We start from the raw sequence: 16740 nt of genomic DNA, 5'->3' as shown, positions 1-16740 counted from the left end.
TTAATTAGCTGCTTGTGCAGTTTTCTGCACATGTTGTTGTAAAGAGCGTACTTGCCATCCCTGCTTGTACCTGATGAATCAAATCTACCTGCCAAATGGTTTCATGAGTTTTGGCATTAATCAAGTAAGTAAAAAAAATCATCTATGACTATCTAAATAGTTGTGCGACTATGAAAATAGTCATATATTAGCAGCATGAAAGAATTAACTAAGGCAGAAGAACAGATTATGCAATACCTATGGAAGCTTGAAAAAGCTTTCTTAAAGGATATTATTGAAGAGTTTCCACAACCAAGACCGGCATATACAACCATATCAACCGTTGTTAGGGTTTTGGTAAAAAAAGGTTTTATAGGTTTTGAAACCTTCGGGAAGGTAAATCAATATTATCCTTTAGTGAGTAAGAAGGTGTATACTCGTGATTTTATGAAAGGAATGATTAAAAGTTTCTTCAATGACTCTGTTGGAGGATTTACTTCATTCTTTGCTAAAGAGCAAGACTTATCGCTTTCGCAATTAGAAGAAATGAAATCATTAATTGAAGAGCAAATAAAAAGTAAGAAAGAAAATGAGTGAGTTTTTACAATACTTAATTGAAAGCTCGGTATGCATGGCTGCCTTTTATCTTCTGTACAAAATCTTTTTGGCAAGAGATACTTTTGTTATGCGTAATCGAATCTACCTACTTTTTTCGGTCCTTATTTCTTTGCTAATTCCCATATTTTCTTTCACCATTAATCAGGAATCAACTACAATTGTTAATCAATTTGCATTGGAGCCAGTTTATGAGCTTCAAACTGATTTGGCTGGGGGAATGTATACAGTGAAGAAATCATTTCAGATTGAAACCATATCAGTTTTATTGTTGGTTTACCTGTTGGGAGTTGTGTTTTCATTTGTTCGCATAAGCAAACATTTAATCGGAATCCTAAAAACGATTTCTGCCAATGAAATTGAAATAAAGCAAAATTTAAAAATTGTATCTGTTCAGGAAAATACTTCGCCTTATTCTTTCTTTCGATATGTTTTTCTGAATCCTCGACTTACAAGTGAATCTGATCAAAAACACATTCTTCTGCACGAATCGGTGCATGTTAAGCAAAATCACACAATAGATTTAATATTTGTTGAGATTGTAAAAGTACTGTTGTGGTTTAATCCTTTCATTTATTTTATTCAGCGTTCGTTAATAGAGATGCATGAATATTTAGCAGATAGAGCTTGTATTAATTCGGGGAATGATAGAATAGAATATCAGAATGCACTAGTACGAAACATCGAAGGTCGTATGAACTTCTCTCTTACCAGTGCATTCAACTCATCATTAACTTTAAAGAGAATTAAAATGATCAAAAAAATAAAAAGCTCATACTTATCAAATTTAAAATTACTTACTGTGATTCCAGTAGTTTGTCTCTCCATTCTTTGTTTTGGATTTAAAGACATTCATATGGAAAAGTCAACACTTCTAAGTATTACAAAATCTGATTATAAATTCCCGATTGAATCTGGGAAAAATGTAAAAATTACTTCGGTTTATGGAAAACGAATGCATCCTATTCATAAAAAGATGAAGTTCCATAGAGGAGTTGATGTTGCTGCTCCAATGGGAACTCCAATTTATGCTGTTGCTGATGGAGTAGTGAAAAAAGTCAATTTACAATTCACGAAAGGCAAAGGCTATGGTCGTTTCATTATTATCGATCATGCTGATGGAATTTCCAGTTTGTATTCACAAATGGCTTCTTATTCAGTGAAAGAGGGAGAAAAAGTGAAGAGAGGAGATAAAATTGGAACGGTTGGAAGTTCTGGTATTTCTACAGGACCTCATTTGCATTTCGAATTTAAGAAGGATGGAGAATATGTAGACCCAATGGAGTATTTGAGTCCACAAATAGAAGAGTAAAAGAAAAGGGGATTCTATGAATCCCCTTACTTTCTATTTTTATTTATTTTCTCCATAATAACATCTTGTACTGGGCGATTTTCAATTTTTGCATCAAGCCACGAAATTAAATCTAAATACAAGAACGCTCTCTTCTCATAAGGATCGTTAACCCACTTTTTAAGATCTTTTCTCGATTTTATTAACTCATTTTTCAATTGATCTGGACTAATTGAGCTTAGCTTTCGCAAGAATCGAAGAATGTATTTTTGTACTTCTTGTAAGTCATCCATTTTGGCCAAAAAACGATAGGTAGAACGAATTTGATATTCTAGCAATTCAGTATTCTCCAATTCGTAATGACTAATTAAATTTAAAATTCTTCCAAAGCAATGAATATCCCCACGAAGTGAGGTATCTCTTACATCCGAAATGCGATTTAAATATTTTATAGCCTCACGATATTGTCCATTTCCAAAGTACAAGCAGGCAATTTTATAATAAAAGATTAGTGCTCTGTGATTATCCATGCCCACTTTGTTTTCTTCAAGAAAACTCTCAATTTTTGGAACCAGATGCAAGCCTTTATCAAAGGTTCCTTCCATAAAGTGGCGATTGATTCTGTGCACAAATAAAAACATGTGCAGCAAAATGTTCAAATTGGAATTGTGTTTAAACTGATCTTCTTTTTCGAGTTTCCTAAGCAAGCGCAAATGTTTCTTAAAATTGCTTACATGATTGGTATAGAAAAGAGCTACCAGTACATTATTTAAGCCCTTTAGATATAAATCCATATGGATGTTAATCATTTCAGGATTTATTAGGAACAAGTCAACCCATTTCTTTGCATACTTGTAGCACATTAAAAAGTCCTGAATGATCAAATAGTACCATACATAGGATTGGAACAGGTATAATTTCTCGAAGAAGCTTAGGTTCTCAACATCATGAGGAATCAAATTGGTGTTGAAAAACTCTTTTACCATTAAAAGATCTTTTTCGTTTCTTACATATCCAACCTTCAGATACAATCCATACAGTCGGAGAGACATGTTTGAATAATATACCACACCATCCATCATTTTACTGATCTCTGTGGCTTCTCTCGTAATCTCTTCTGCTCTGTTTTCAATACTTTTGGTTACATATTGCGATTCTATCAGTTTCTCGAACTGAATGATCTCATAAACCAGAATGTTTTTTTTGTTTTTACGAGCCAAAGTTTTGGTTTTGTCCAGTATTCTTAAGCTTTGCTGGTAAAGACCTTTGTTGTATAAAACCTTGGCATGATCAATTTGCTCACGGATGCTAATACTAATATCGTGATTGATTTGTGTCAGTCTTAAACTGGTAAGCAATTGTTTGTAAAGGTGAGCCTTTAAGTTTGGTAACTGCGATTGCTTTATGTCTTTTGCCTTTTTTAGAATAATGGTTTCGTTGTATTCATCCATCTTATCCAAAACATCAAAAAGTTGCAAAAACTTAGTCTCTTTATCGCTACTAATTCTGTTTGCATATAGCTTAAAATTTCGTTTCTCAGATTTCGAAATCGATTTAATTAATTGAAACAGAGGGTCTATTTGTTGTTTAGGCATTGTAATGGATGTGTAAGTTAACTGTTTGGTAAACAGTAAGGTTTATAATTATCATTTTGTTTGAACTTCGTAGATTGTATTGAAAAACGATTTTCAAAAACTCACCATCAGGTGTACTTTTGAAATATCAAATCAAGAGAATGATAGAGTAAAAACAATCTTGGAACGGAACATGAATACAACAAATCTGTTATCAAAATTAATAAATTCCAATAAACTTGAAACAGTTAAGGGATTAAATCAAGCTCTAGAATGCATAGGAGTTGATCAGGATTCAAAAAAAATGAATCAAAATCAGGTTAATGAAATTAAGAGTTTAATTATTCAGAAATTTACTGATTTGGTTGATCTAAAAGGCTTGGTAGAATCGATTAAAGATTCTGTAAGCGTTGAAGAACTTGAATGTTTTAAACGAGAACTAAGTCTAAAAATGGACAATACTTATAGTATTACTCAAGCTCCTGTTTACGGGAAACGAATGGAAACACTAAAGAGTTGTTTCGAAGAAGTTTCCGGTGATAGCGTACTTTGAAACCATTTGTAATTGTTAACTCAATTACTTCAGACAGTGAGTTAGAAGCACTATCCCCCTTGTGCTTTTATCGATCTGACTATTAACCAACATGAAGAAGCTAAGTTGTGACGGTAAAACGATGAAAAATTGATTTCTTTTTGGCTTGTTTGTATAACAAATAAACCAATCCGTTAGAATTAGTAGTTTAAAAGTAAGTTAGGTGTGATTATACTTTTTTAAGAAACATTCAATGTTTTATCAGAACACTTAGATTCTTCTTGTTACCAATTTCGACCATCTTTTTGATTATGTTTTAATATTTAGTTGTGATTACCGGGTTAGATATTCATCTTACCCGGTATTTGTATGCTCTAAATTGTAATTTTAAAGTACAATCGAATCGAAGATGGAACCGATTCTGTATACACACTAATGCTATTAATTTGACTCAATGGAACTCTTTCGAAAGATTCGTAAGTTAAGTTTTCTTTATTCATAACATTGTGCAAAAGAATTCCAATTTCCGATTTGATCTTTTTATGAGAGAACTTATAAATTAAAGCAGCATCGAGTCTTTGATAATCCGGTTCGGAGTTGATGTTGTTGTAGCCTGAATAAATCGGAAACCCAGAACCAAAAATATAGTTTGCAGATAGGTAGAATGGCTTTAAAGCCAACAATCCTGCAGTCTTAATTTCATGTCTCTGATCATGTAAAGCTCTTAAATATTCTCCTTCTTCTCTGAAATAGTCAAAGTTTTCAGATGTTTTACTTAGAGAATAGGAAACCCAAAAAGTATGTTCTCCAAAGTCTTTTTTTGCAAAGAAATCGAGTCCCACACTTTTACTTTTACCCAGCGAAATGTTTCCTTGATTTCTCCATCGGTAATATCTTGTGTGTCCATCAGTTCTTTTGTGGTAGGCTTCAACACTAAAAGTAAACCCATTTTTATGATACGAACCACCAATAACATTGTGAACAGATTCTAAAACAGGAACTGTATCTTCGTCGGCACCAACCCAAATGTATCTGTATTTACCTGACTTGCTCAATACCGAACTTTTTGAAATAAACTGTTTGTAAAGTCCCCAAGCCCCATTAAAAGATAGTTCATCGGTAATTTTAAAGCTCATTGATATCCTTGGTTCCCAATATAGCTTTCCCAAATTAATAGGATAGTTTACTTGAAATCCAGCTTTAATTGTTACTCCATTGCTTACATTAAGGATGTTTTGAAAATACCCGCCAATTTTATCAAGTTTCGAATCCAAATGCAAAATGTTAATTCCAAGGGAGTCTTCTTTTAAATCTACCGCATTGTTTGTATAATGCAAGCCTGCTTCAATAATTTGATCTTCATTTAAAACAAATCGATTTTGGAATTTAGTGCTGTACTCGCGAATATTGTTATAGGACCTATCATCTCTACGAACATTCATCTCAGTAAATCGAATACGCTCAATAACCGTTTGTTCCGTTGTATTTCGATCCAGTTCAGATCTGGAAACAGACAAGGAGCTTGAATTACCACTTTTCCATATTTTGCTGTATTTTAATGAGCCACCATTTTGGTAACTTCCTTCAAAATTATGCTTTCGAGATGTAGATAATAACTCATTGGTAATATCGTATGAATACCTGTCTTCACCAGCCATTAAACTTAGGTTTAATTGATCTCCATTATTCCATTTTGTTGAGAATTTTAGATTTGCATCTCTGAATCGGTAATTTGGAGTTACATCCAAATCTACGTATTCAGGAATAGTACCATTTATTTCATCGGTATTTACATTCGAAGTGGCATACTTGATTTGGTCATCTTTAAACAATGGATAATAGGTATGACGAAATGCAAGTAAAAGAGATGATTTTTTACCAATGGGTTGTTCATAAGAACCACTCGCCGTGATGTTATTTAAAGCCAAGTTTAGGCTTGGTTTAACTTTGTTCCCATCTTTCCCTGTTATGTGCACAATGCCACCAACTCGTTCACCATATTTGGCATCAAAACCACCTTTAAGTATTTCGATGTTTTTTACTACCAATGGATTTACAGCACCAATATCCTCATAATAGTTTTTCAATCCCCATAGGGTAATATCATCAAAAAGTACTTGACTTTCTCCTTCATAGGATCCCCAAATTATAAGATAATCCTTCTGTTCTCCTGCAGCAAGAATTCCAGGTTGCAAGCGCAAGAGTTCAAATACAGAATTGTCGTTATTGGTTGGTAAAAAACCAGCTATTTTGTGATTCAATTTTAGGTTGCCAGCTTGGTTACTTTCTTTGATAAAGGTTTGTACTATTTTGTCAGTAACGGTAATTTCTTCCAAATCGGTGCTTGCCGATGTCAATAGAAATTTGTGAGTTTTATCGTAACTTACAATGGTATCGTGAATAAAATATCCCAAATGCGAAGCCAAAATTCTAAATGTACTATCAGTAGTTGATGTAAACGAAAAATTCCCAAGCTCGTCGGTAGCCATGGGATGATCGTTAACGGTGATATGTGAGAAGGGCAGGGGTTCGAGGTTTTCTTTGTCGAGAATTTGCCCTAGAATTCTGTATTGAAAAATTTTCTCCTCGGGATAGATAATGTAGACATTATTTGATATCTCGTAGTTTAAAGGAAATTTCCTTAGTAAATATATGATTGCACTTTCTTTATTGGAAAAACTTTTATCGATACTAACATTATAACTTGCCAATAATTCTGTGTCATAAGAAAACTGGTAATTGTATTGATCTCTTAGCTCAATTAAAATGTCATTTAAAGCTTTATTGCTAGCTTTAATTTCTACTTTTTGAGCAAGTGAAGTTGTAATTACTAATCCGAAAAAAAATATAAGGGCGATATATTTTTTCATTCGCTTAAAATTTTATAATTGTCGGTTAATGAGTTAATTCTAAAATTGAAACTCATGGAACCGCTTCGCTCTCTCATGATTTTTTTAATCATATTTTGGGGGGATTTAATGATTAATAGAATCATGATTGTTTCACTTATTGGTTGTTTGATGTTATAATATAATTTTTGCGAGAACCTTTAACAAATTCAAGCCCGTGCGCCTTGCAAACTTTGTATAGAACATCATCAACTGTCATTCCTTTTCCAAAATTCCCTGTATAAGGCTTATTAAATTTACCTTTTTCTACTATGTGAATGTCATATTGCAACTCAATTTCTTTAAAAACATCTTTTAAAGGAGTAGCGTTGAATAAAAAGAAATGGTTACGCCATAAAACTTTATCATTCGCCTTTTCATCCTTAAATACTTCAAGCTTGCCATTTTTATTTAGGAAAGCATGATCATTTGGCAAAAGTAGAATTTTGTCGGCAGTAAGGGTTGATACCACCTTAACTTTTCCGGTATAGCAAGTCACCTTGTAGTCATTTCCTCTTGCATAAATATTAAAACTTGTTCCCAAAATAAAAGTTTTACCATACTTCGATTCAATTTCGAATTTACTTCCTTTGGTGATATCGAAATATGCTTCGCCTTTGAATTTTACTTTTCGAGAGAAGTTCCACATGTATGGTTTATAACTAATGCTTGAGTTTGCGTTCAACTCTACCTTCGAATTGTCAGGCAAAGTAACACTCATATGCTTTCCTTTTGGACAATAAGTAGTGCTGGTATAAAAGTATGTAAATCCTGCAGATCCTAATAATAAAAGGATACAAGCAGCAGCTGCATACTTTATCCACGAAAGTGATATGACTTTGGCTTTTGGCTTTTGAACAGTGGTCATTGACGAAAGTTCTTTCCAAACCTCTTCTTTTGATTTTGAGTAGGTCACATCAATTTTCGGAAGTGAATGGATGAAATCCATTTCCGAATCAGGGTTTATATTTTGATTATTTTCTTTCATTATCTTCCTAAAGCATTTCTTAAATACGACAATGCATGTGTCATTCTTTTTTCTACAGCCTTAACGCTGAGTTCCAGTCTGTCTGCTATTTCCTGGTATTTTAGTCCTTCGTTTCTGCTCATCAAGAATACTGTTCTTTGCTTTTCTGATAAGCTACTTAGGGCCAATTCATATTTATTTTTTAACTCTTCGTATTGCATTTGTTCTTCCGGCGAATTTTTATCGACTGATGGCTCTAATTTTGCCAAATATTTCTGAGCTACTTTGTCCCTTCGGTATTTGCTGATAAAAATATCGCTGGCAATTTTATACAATAATGATTTATTGGGCTTTTCTTCGTAGGGTAAGTTTTTCTCCCACACTTTCATAAAGCTTTCCTGAGCTATGTCAGTAGCTAACTCTTCATCACCCGAACGATAATAAATATAGTTTCGAATGCTATCGAAGTGCTTGTCAAATAAGATTTTAAATTCTTCTTGTGTCAAGGCTAGAGGATTGATTTAGGTAAAAATAATGGTTTTGTGTGAATTTAGGGTGCAGGGCAATCAAATACTTTCCTGCACCCTTTAGCATTTTTAACCTGATTATTTTTTAGTTGTCACCTTTCTTTTTGTTTCTTTTGTGTTTACCAATTTCAACGGTTTCAGTTACTTCTTCTCCTTCTGGATTTGTGTAAGTATATGTTGCTAGATTGTCACATTCACCATCACCATAATCGAATTTGGCAAACTCTTCTCCATTTTGTGAGTAGATCACTGTTCCTTGAACAATTAGTCTACATGTTCCGATTCTAATTAAAGGGTTTTCTTCATCAATTTGTTTGGTATATTCATTTTGCTCTGTATCAACACAAGTTACCTTGCCTGTAATTTGAATTTTATCGTCATCTAAAATCCATTTGGTATCTATACCTGCAATCCACTCTCTGGTGCGCTCAGCTACTCTATACAATTCAGTTCCATCAGGATAAGTAAAAGTAATTTCACTAGTGATGTCCCATTTTTTCGTAACCCCTTTTTCGCCTGTAAACTCAATTCGCTTGGTTCCGTTAATTTCTACTGAATCAATTACCAGATCCATTGTAATTTCGCGAACTGCTTCATTGGTCCAAGGAGCTGCTGTCATTTCAATTTTAATGGCACCATCAATAATCTTGTCATTATTATACAATTCAATTGAATCATATTCAATTGTAATTGTCATTGGGAATCTGCCATCTTCTCCAAATTCAATAGAAATCTCTGGCATTTTTTCACTTTTGTAACGCTGCCATTCTCTGGCAAAATTGCCATAGTAATTGTGAGTTCCTTTTTTCGTACTTGTTGTAGGTTCAGTATATTCACTTTCCATGAAAGAGAATAAATCTACTTCGTAATCAGCAGTTTCCATAACTGCTTCCGATGATTCTTCTGTTGAGATAACCGTTTCGATATCGTTGTTCAACACAACTTGTTCTTCAGGTTTAATCACATCAACATCATCATGATTGTCACAAGAAAAAAGCGACATTGCTAATCCAGCCAGTAATATAAATGATAGTTTTTTCATCTTGATATTTTTTAGTTTCCATATGTCCCCGTTTTTTTCGGGATTAGCATTTGCAAATAATCATTCTTAAAATATAGGAGTGAACAATTATGTGCTCGAACTAATTTAGTAATGGTAAAATTTATAATTCTAAAGTTTAATTTTTTGAGCTCATTTACTTCTGAACCGATATTTTAGATTTTTACCCTACCCAAAAATAATTTTTATAACAAATTGGTTAGTAATGTAATGATTAGTTTCTGTTAAAATTACTAAAAAACTTATCATATTTTGGGGTTACTTTCTTGTATTTTTCAGTATTAAGAGGTAATTGAATATTACAAAAAATGAAACAGATTACCTTTATAAATTATTTACAATCTCCAAGTAATATACATCAAGCTAAATTTGATTGGAAATACTTTTTACTTTTCGTTATTGCTTATTTTTTTTTGGTAATGCCAATGGGAGCTATAATAGGTTTGCTATCAAAAGTTTTTAATATTACTAACAGCTTGAAGCAAATGGAATTGAATTTTTTCAAGGTGGTTGTTATTGCACCTTTACTAGAAGAAAGTTTATTTCGTCTTTTGCTCAGGCCAAAACTTAAAAATTTAATTACTTATTCTATAATATCCATTGTTTTCATTTCCTATTTGTTTTGTACAGAAAAGGATGTAATCGCTTTTGTTTTGCTCGGAATACAGCTTTTAGTATTAATACTATTATACAAGCGGGAGGAATATTTAAGAAAGTTTTATAGAGTTTACTTGAGGAGGTTTACCTATTTCTTCTACTTTTCCGTTATCATGTTTGGAATGGTTCATCTGACTAATTTTAAATATCCCGAACTAAGCATTTGGATTGTTCTTTTTTCTCCTTTATTGGTGCTTCCCCAGTTATTTATGGGAAGTATGTTGGGTTTCATTCGAATGAGATGGGGATTTATTTATTGCATTTTGTTTCACGCAACGATTAATGGAATTGCTTATACTTTGAGTGCCATTTAAACGATAAGGATACTTGTCTTAGGTCTCCTATTCTATAGTTAAAATGAATATTCATATAAATTATATACAAATGATATTAAGGAGAACTAATGCTCTCTTGGTTTTTATCTTGTTGTATTATCTAGGTGTATTTCTGGATATTGGTACAACATATTTGGGATCTCCTGATCTTAAAAGAGAATTAAATGTACTAGTTCTATATTTTGAGGCTGGATTTAAGGAAATAATTATTGCTTGTACATTGTACTTAATTGCAATAACAATTATTCTTTTAAAGTTAAAGGAGTACATCTTAAAATCTGGGGAGAACAAGTTTGCAATTAATTTATTTTATTTAATTTTCTTTTGCAATTCTTGCCATTTGGTTAATTCTTATTTGGTTAGTGTGAATAACTTTTTGGGTTTTTGTTATTATCGATCCGAGAGTGAATTTCTCCATCAAATTGGTTCTACTTATGCGAAATTTGTTACAAGCATTCCTTATTATTATTACTATCAGTTTTTCTTGTCTTGCGCTTTAGCTGCAATTGTATGTTTTGTTCTTTTGCGATTCAAAAAAGAAATGGGGAGGTGAGCTTACTTCTTAAGGATGAGTTTAATCTCAAATATCACTAAGTGTTATGAGTTAGATGTTAAACAATCATAAAAAGTATTAATCATATTGATTTGGCTTAAATAAAAAAGTAGATTTAAATCTAATTAATAAAATTAACTACATAATAAGATTTTATGAAACCAATATTATTAGTGATTTTAATCGCATTGATGCATTCGAATCTTTTGGCTCAAATGACAATTTGTGGGAAAATATCTGACAATAACAACACAGCAATACCTGGCAGTTCAATATTTGTAAAAGATTCATATGTAGGAAGTATTTCAAATCGAGACGGGAAGTTTTCCATTAAAATTCCACAAAATTTGCAATCCAGTACATTATGCATTTCTAGCATTGGATATCAAACACAAGAAATATTAATCAGAAAGATACAATCTCCCATGCAGGTTCGATTGCAGCAAGATACCTGTGATTTGGCTGAAGTATTGGTAATGCCTAAAGATACACTACTAGCCTTACTTCGCCGTGCATATGGAAAAATAAAGGACAATTATCCTGACTTTGATACAAGAATGAAAGGCTTGTATAGAGAAACTTATTATAACCCAAAGAAAGAAGAATACCTCTATTTCGGAGAGGCTCAATTGGATGTTTTTAAAACTTCATACAAAACGAAAACAGAGGGGCAGGTAAAAATTGTAAAATCCAGAATGAACAAGCATCCCTTATATGACTCTTTGGCAACGGTAATGTGGTATGGAGGTGTGCACAGTCCAGTAAATGGGGATGACGTAAAAATTAAAGCCCACTATTTATCACCTAATGGTTTAAAGGATTTTGACTACAGTATTTATAAAGATGTATTGGATGCTAAGCCAGTATATAGGATAGATTTTAAACCAAAAGAGAACATTAACTTTTCCTACGCAGGGAAATTTTATTTGGATATAAATTCTTTGGCATATTTGTATATCGAAGGTATCTACACCAAATATGGAAGTTTACAAAGAAGTAAAGAATTGTCAGATAAGAAACTAAATGCACTGAATAGGAAATTTATAGTGAAGTATAGTAATTGGAATGGAAAATATTATTTGTCTTATATGTCGGACGAAGAAAAACTTTATAGTGAAAAACTTCGATCTGAATTGATACAGTTTGATGAATTTCTGGTTACGGATATTCAAACTCAGAATGTACAACCCATTCCTTTCATCGAGCAATCTGAATATAGAGATGTATTTTATTTAAATGCTGAGAACGTTGCAGAATCGACATGGAAAAGTGAACAGGTTATATTGCCCGATAGTTCATTGAGTCAATTGATAGAATATGATGCAAATAAAGCACAGGATTTATTAAATAAACAATACGAACTACCAAAAAAGTACAGGTTTAAACAGAAATTGTTTGAGGTGATTACCAGAATGTATTTCGACATGAACTTTGAATATACAGCAGGTGAAAATATAAATAATGCCAGAGTTCAATTTTCTCCATCAGAGAATCAGGTGTTCGAAAAGTCCAAAAGCAGCTCAGATCCATATTATACTTTTGGAATGAAAATGGGCTATAAGCTAAACTCTCATTGGGATGTGAATTTCGAAACCCAGGAATCTGTTGGTAAGAATTTTTCCAATCTTAACTCCATAGGTTTTGCTTATGAAACACCGATAATCAATAGGGGAAATCAGTTGTTGCTCATTGCTGGACTCAACTATTATTTCGCAAACGATGGTCAGCACATTGGTGATTTTAAATCCGAATCTGATTTTAGGGCAGGAGGAAAGAAGATAAAGGCAGATAAGATAGCTCTTTTTGTGGGGAAGAAAAAGCAAGGAATTTCGCTCGACTTTGGTTTAAAAACACGAATTCATGAATTTTACTCCTTGTTTATTAGTGGCGGCTATCAAATGAATATCAGTGATAAAGATCGTTTGTTCATCAAAGAAAAATCAGGATTCTTCTTAACTCGAAAGACAACAGATGTTGCCTTAAGTGATTCTTCAATTCAATATTATGAGAATGGAGTGCAAACCACAAAAACCAGTTTCGATACCAAAGATTTTTATTTGAAAGCAGGAATACGATTTGCTTTTTAATGAATTAAGAGAGCGTAAATTGTTGTAATTTGCCATGCTTGTTTTTAATAAATAAAATATGCAATCAAAAATGTATAAGGCATTATCAATTATTTCGTTGTTGATGAATGTAATAGGTTTCGGTATTATGCTGCTAAAATTGTACTTAATTGAAGATTTGCCAATAGTATTTGGAATTCTTTTTATTACAATGGGAGCTTCTTTAAGTTCCATGAACTTGTATTTTAGAAAAAAAGCTAAGGTTAAATGAGCTTGAGTTATTTTCTTATCAATGAGTTTTAGAGAAAAGAATGTAAAAAAAAAGGACCCCAACCCATGGCGTCCTTTCCAAATTTAATAGTCGGAAAACAAATGACTATTCGTGAAGCGTTGTTTCTTCTTCCTCTTTTGCGTTTTTTAAACGAGTTAAACGTGCTGTAACCTGCGTGTTAATATCCATTGCAGTTTCGTTAATTTGAGCGGCAATATTGTCATATTCTTCTTTTCCGCTTAGGTCTTTCATTACAGACAAGAAACGATCTAATGCCTCAATGGCTTTGCGCACCTCTTTGGCTGCTTTTGCCCCTTCTGCATTTTGTTTTTCAGATTCTTCTTTATCTTTCTCTAAGCTTTTTTGTTCGAAAATTCTTTCATCGCTTTTCAATTTTTCATAGAGTGTTTTACTTCCAGTTTTTTCAATGGCTTCGGTTAATTCTACACTTGAATCAACTTTGTTAAAGAAATTAATCATACAAGCAGTTTGTTCCTGGTAGCCCATTTTGTATATACGCATTTCAGGAGTACGAATGTGATCGATCATTTTTATTGCATACTTGCGAATTTCAGGATCAGAACTGTACGATTGTGAAATCAGAAAATAGTATAAACATTTCCAGCTATCGTCGCGATTTAAATCCAAATCGGATAATTCTTGCGTTCGAAAACTCGATTTTACGGTTTTCATGCTGTTTTCTAAAATTGTAAGCGATTGCTTAACATTTTCTTTAGGTTTGATCAGTTGTAAATCAACTTCATCAAACTGAGCCAAAACAGCTGAGGCTTTTGTTGCCAGCACCAAGTATTCCGTCAGGTGCATTTTGTGAAATTTAATTGGAATGATCATTTTTATAAATGTTTGTGTGTTTTTTTTGGAATTCAATATTTAAGGTAAGAAAAATAACACTACATAAAAAAAACAATAAGTCAATAAATGATTCTGACTATAAGTTAATTAGATCATAATAGGTAATTATCCCTGCAAATGCTGAGTTTTTCGGCTTATTAAGAATTGATAAAAATTATTGTTTCATAATATATTGCTTTATTAGGATTGTTTTAGCAATGTATATGTTTATTAATGTTCTGTTGCTTGATAGAATTGTGAATGGTTTAGCTTTATTGCATATGCAATGATACCATTCTACCTGTAGTTTTGTTCTATTGCAAGTGCAAGACGGTAATTGTACGCGTTTGTTAACGATATTGCATGTGCAATGATGCCAACTCACGTTCATTTTGTATGTATTGCAAGTGCAAAGAGGTAGTTTTACGCGTTTGTTAACGATATTGCATGTGCAAAGACATCAACTCATAATCGTTTTGAGTGTTTTGCATATGCAAAGATGCTTTTTAATGCACAGTTTGTTCGTATTGCATTTGCAAATCAGTAGTATCACTTTTTGTTTGCACGATTAGCGATACTTAAAACTAGGAAAGTAAAAATCAATCATCATTCGAAGTAAAATTCCCAAAATTCAATGTATTTGAATATCTTTGCGGATTCAATTAGGAATTTATAATTACCAATTGCGAATAGAACCAAAAAGCTTTCGTAATTTGTGATATACAATTCGTAATTTCTAATTCGTAATTCGTAATTGACAGTATGAAGAACATTCGAAATTTTTGCATCATAGCCCACATCGACCACGGTAAATCTACCTTGGCCGATCGTTTACTTGACGTTACCAACACCATTACCGACCGCCAAAAGCAGGCGCAGGTACTAGATGATATGGATTTGGAGCGCGAGCGTGGGATTACCATCAAGAGTCATGCAATCCAAATGGATTATATGCGTGATGGTGAAAAGTATATCTTAAACCTGATTGACACACCGGGTCACGTTGACTTCTCTTACGAGGTATCAAGATCGATTGCTGCCTGCGAAGGAGCTTTGTTGATTGTTGATGCTACCCAGGGAATTCAGGCACAAACCATATCCAATCTTTATTTGGCAATCGAAAATGACTTGGAAATTATTCCGGTATTGAACAAGATTGACTTGCCAAATGCGAATCCTGAAGATGTGAAGGATCAGATTGTAGATTTGTTGGGATGTGACGAGAGCGAGATTTTGGCAGCCAGTGGAAAAACCGGTGAGGGTGTTCCAGATATATTGGAAGCCATTGTTGACCGTGTTCCAGCTCCGGAAGGAGATCCTGAAGCGCCATTGCAAGCATTGATTTTCGATTCGGAATACAATTCATTCCGCGGTATCATTACCTACATTCGTATTTTGAATGGTGAAATCAGCAAAGGTGATTTGGTAAAATTCGTAAATACTGAAAAAGAATACCAGGCCGATGAAATTGGTGTACTACGTTTGACTCAGGAACCAAGAAAGGTTTTGAAAACGGGTGATGTAGGTTATATTATTTCGGGTATCAAAACATCTACCGAGGTAAAGGTAGGGGATACCATTACACACAAAGCGAATCCTTGCGATGCTGCAATTGAAGGTTTCGAGGAAGTAAAACCAATGGTATTTGCCGGGGTTTATCCAATCGATTCGGAAGATTATGAAGATTTGCGTGCGGCAATGGAGAAATTGAAGCTGAATGATGCTTCTTTAACTTTTGAGCCGGAATCATCCTTGGCACTTGGTTTTGGTTTCCGTTGTGGATTCCTTGGACTATTGCACATGGAAATTGTTCAGGAACGTTTGGATCGTGAGTTCGACATGAACGTAATTACTACGGTTCCTAATGTATCGTATATTGCACATACCAAGAAAGGCGATGAGTTCGAGATGCACAATCCATCGGATATGCCAGATCCGAATGCATTGGATTATATCGAGGAACCATTTATTCGAGCTCAGATTATCTCCAAATCGGAGTTTGTTGGTCCGTTGATGACACTTTGTATGAGCAAACGTGGTATCATGACCAATCAACAATATTTGACCAGCGACAGGGTAGAGCTAACTTACGAAATGCCATTGGGCGAGATTGTATTCGATTTCTACGATAAGCTAAAGAGTATCTCGAAAGGTTATGCTTCTTTCGATTATTTCCAGATTGGATTCCGTCCTGCCAAATTGGTGAAACTGGATATTCTGTTGAACGGTGAAGGTGTGGATGCACTTTCTACTTTAATTCACTTCGATAATGCACAGGCATTCGGTAGAAGAATGTGTGAGAAGCTGAAAGAATTGATCCCAAGACAACAGTTCGATATTGCCATTCAGGGTGCAATTGGAGCTAAAATTATTTCTCGTGAAACCGTTAAGGCTGTTCGTAAAGATGTAACCGCGAAATGTTATGGTGGTGATATTACACGTAAGCGTAAACTTTTGGAAAAGCAGAAAAAAGGGAAGAAGCGTATGAAACAGGTGGGTAACGTAGAAGTACCACAAAAAGCCTTCCTTGCGGTTCTAAAACTAGATTAAGCAATGATAATTTATGAGTTATG

14 protein-coding genes are annotated in these 16740 nt (G+C 33.5%); 7 read left to right on the top strand and 7 right to left on the bottom strand.

The features are described 5' to 3' along the window. Positions 1 to 4 precede the first annotated feature (4 nt). Positions 5 to 142 (bottom strand): hypothetical protein, encoded by a 138-nt coding sequence (locus DF185_RS23645; RefSeq protein ID WP_165836083.1) that lies wholly within the window; start codon positions 140 to 142, stop codon positions 5 to 7. A gap of 53 nt (positions 143 to 195) precedes the next feature. Between DF185_RS23645 and DF185_RS20125 the strand changes: the two genes are divergently transcribed. Both DF185_RS20125 and DF185_RS20120 read left to right on the top strand, forming a co-directional pair. Then, on the top strand, positions 196 to 576 hold the full coding sequence (locus tag DF185_RS20125; protein ID WP_110363030.1) for a BlaI/MecI/CopY family transcriptional regulator: 381 nt from the start codon (positions 196 to 198) through the stop codon (positions 574 to 576). Next, on the top strand, positions 569 to 1906 hold the full coding sequence (locus DF185_RS20120; RefSeq protein WP_110363028.1) for a M23/M56 family metallopeptidase: 1338 nt from the start codon (positions 569 to 571) through the stop codon (positions 1904 to 1906). The genes DF185_RS20125 and DF185_RS20120 overlap by 8 nt, the downstream gene beginning before the upstream one ends. Before the next feature lie 26 nt (positions 1907 to 1932). On the opposite strand, the gene DF185_RS20115 is transcribed toward DF185_RS20120, so the two are convergent. After that, a complete protein-coding gene (locus DF185_RS20115) occupies positions 1933 to 3480 on the bottom strand; it encodes a hypothetical protein (protein ID WP_110363026.1) in 1548 nt (515 codons plus the stop codon). A 172-nt stretch (positions 3481 to 3652) separates the two neighbouring features. On the opposite strand from DF185_RS20115, the gene DF185_RS20110 reads away from it, so the two are divergent. Continuing rightward, on the top strand, positions 3653 to 4012 hold the full coding sequence (locus DF185_RS20110; protein WP_133250104.1) for a hypothetical protein: 360 nt from the start codon (positions 3653 to 3655) through the stop codon (positions 4010 to 4012). 353 nt (positions 4013 to 4365) lie between these two features. Here the strand turns inward: DF185_RS20110 and DF185_RS20105 are convergent, their stop codons facing one another. The 4 genes from DF185_RS20105 to DF185_RS20090 all read right to left on the bottom strand — a co-directional run bounded on the left by DF185_RS20105 (position 4366) and on the right by DF185_RS20090 (position 9415). Further along, a complete protein-coding gene (locus DF185_RS20105; RefSeq protein WP_110363022.1) occupies positions 4366 to 6861 on the bottom strand; it encodes a TonB-dependent receptor in 2496 nt (831 codons plus the stop codon). A 136-nt stretch (positions 6862 to 6997) separates the two neighbouring features. Further along, a complete protein-coding gene (locus DF185_RS20100) occupies positions 6998 to 7828 on the bottom strand; it encodes a FecR family protein (RefSeq protein ID WP_165836082.1) in 831 nt (276 codons plus the stop codon). Between the two features lie 38 nt (positions 7829 to 7866). Further along, positions 7867 to 8352 carry an RNA polymerase sigma factor gene (locus DF185_RS20095; protein ID WP_110363018.1) on the bottom strand — a complete coding sequence of 162 codons (486 nt, stop codon included), beginning with the start codon at positions 8350 to 8352 and terminating at the stop codon, positions 7867 to 7869. Between the two features lie 106 nt (positions 8353 to 8458). Further along, on the bottom strand, positions 8459 to 9415 hold the full coding sequence (locus tag DF185_RS20090) for a hypothetical protein (protein ID WP_133250103.1): 957 nt from the start codon (positions 9413 to 9415) through the stop codon (positions 8459 to 8461). A gap of 326 nt (positions 9416 to 9741) precedes the next feature. On the opposite strand from DF185_RS20090, the gene DF185_RS20085 reads away from it, so the two are divergent. From DF185_RS20085 to DF185_RS20070, 3 genes are all read left to right on the top strand, one after another. Further along, a complete protein-coding gene (locus tag DF185_RS20085; protein WP_110363014.1) occupies positions 9742 to 10404 on the top strand; it encodes a CPBP family glutamic-type intramembrane protease in 663 nt (220 codons plus the stop codon). A 729-nt stretch (positions 10405 to 11133) separates the two neighbouring features. Then, the gene (locus tag DF185_RS20075) at positions 11134 to 13065 is read left to right on the top strand and encodes a carboxypeptidase-like regulatory domain-containing protein (protein ID WP_110363010.1); all 1932 of its coding nucleotides are present in this window, start codon (positions 11134 to 11136) and stop codon (positions 13063 to 13065) included. Positions 13066 to 13123: 58 nt separating this feature from the next. After that, positions 13124 to 13315, top strand: coding sequence for a hypothetical protein (locus tag DF185_RS20070; RefSeq protein ID WP_110363009.1), 192 nt, complete (start codon positions 13124 to 13126; stop codon positions 13313 to 13315). Positions 13316 to 13420: 105 nt separating this feature from the next. On the opposite strand, the gene DF185_RS20065 is transcribed toward DF185_RS20070, so the two are convergent. Further along, the gene (locus tag DF185_RS20065) at positions 13421 to 14140 is read right to left on the bottom strand and encodes a DUF6261 family protein (protein WP_133250102.1); all 720 of its coding nucleotides are present in this window, start codon (positions 14138 to 14140) and stop codon (positions 13421 to 13423) included. Positions 14141 to 14929: 789 nt separating this feature from the next. Here DF185_RS20065 and lepA point away from each other — a divergent pair. Further along, entirely contained in the window at positions 14930 to 16717 is a 1788-nt protein-coding gene (gene lepA, locus DF185_RS20060) for a translation elongation factor 4 (RefSeq protein ID WP_110363005.1), read from the top strand. Positions 16718 to 16740 lie beyond the last annotated feature (23 nt).

It is taken from the genome of Marinifilum breve (assembly GCF_003202155.1).
GTDB classification, from domain to species: domain Bacteria; phylum Bacteroidota; class Bacteroidia; order Bacteroidales; family Marinifilaceae; genus Marinifilum; species Marinifilum breve.
This window is presented reverse-complemented; position numbering and strand designations above follow the sequence as displayed.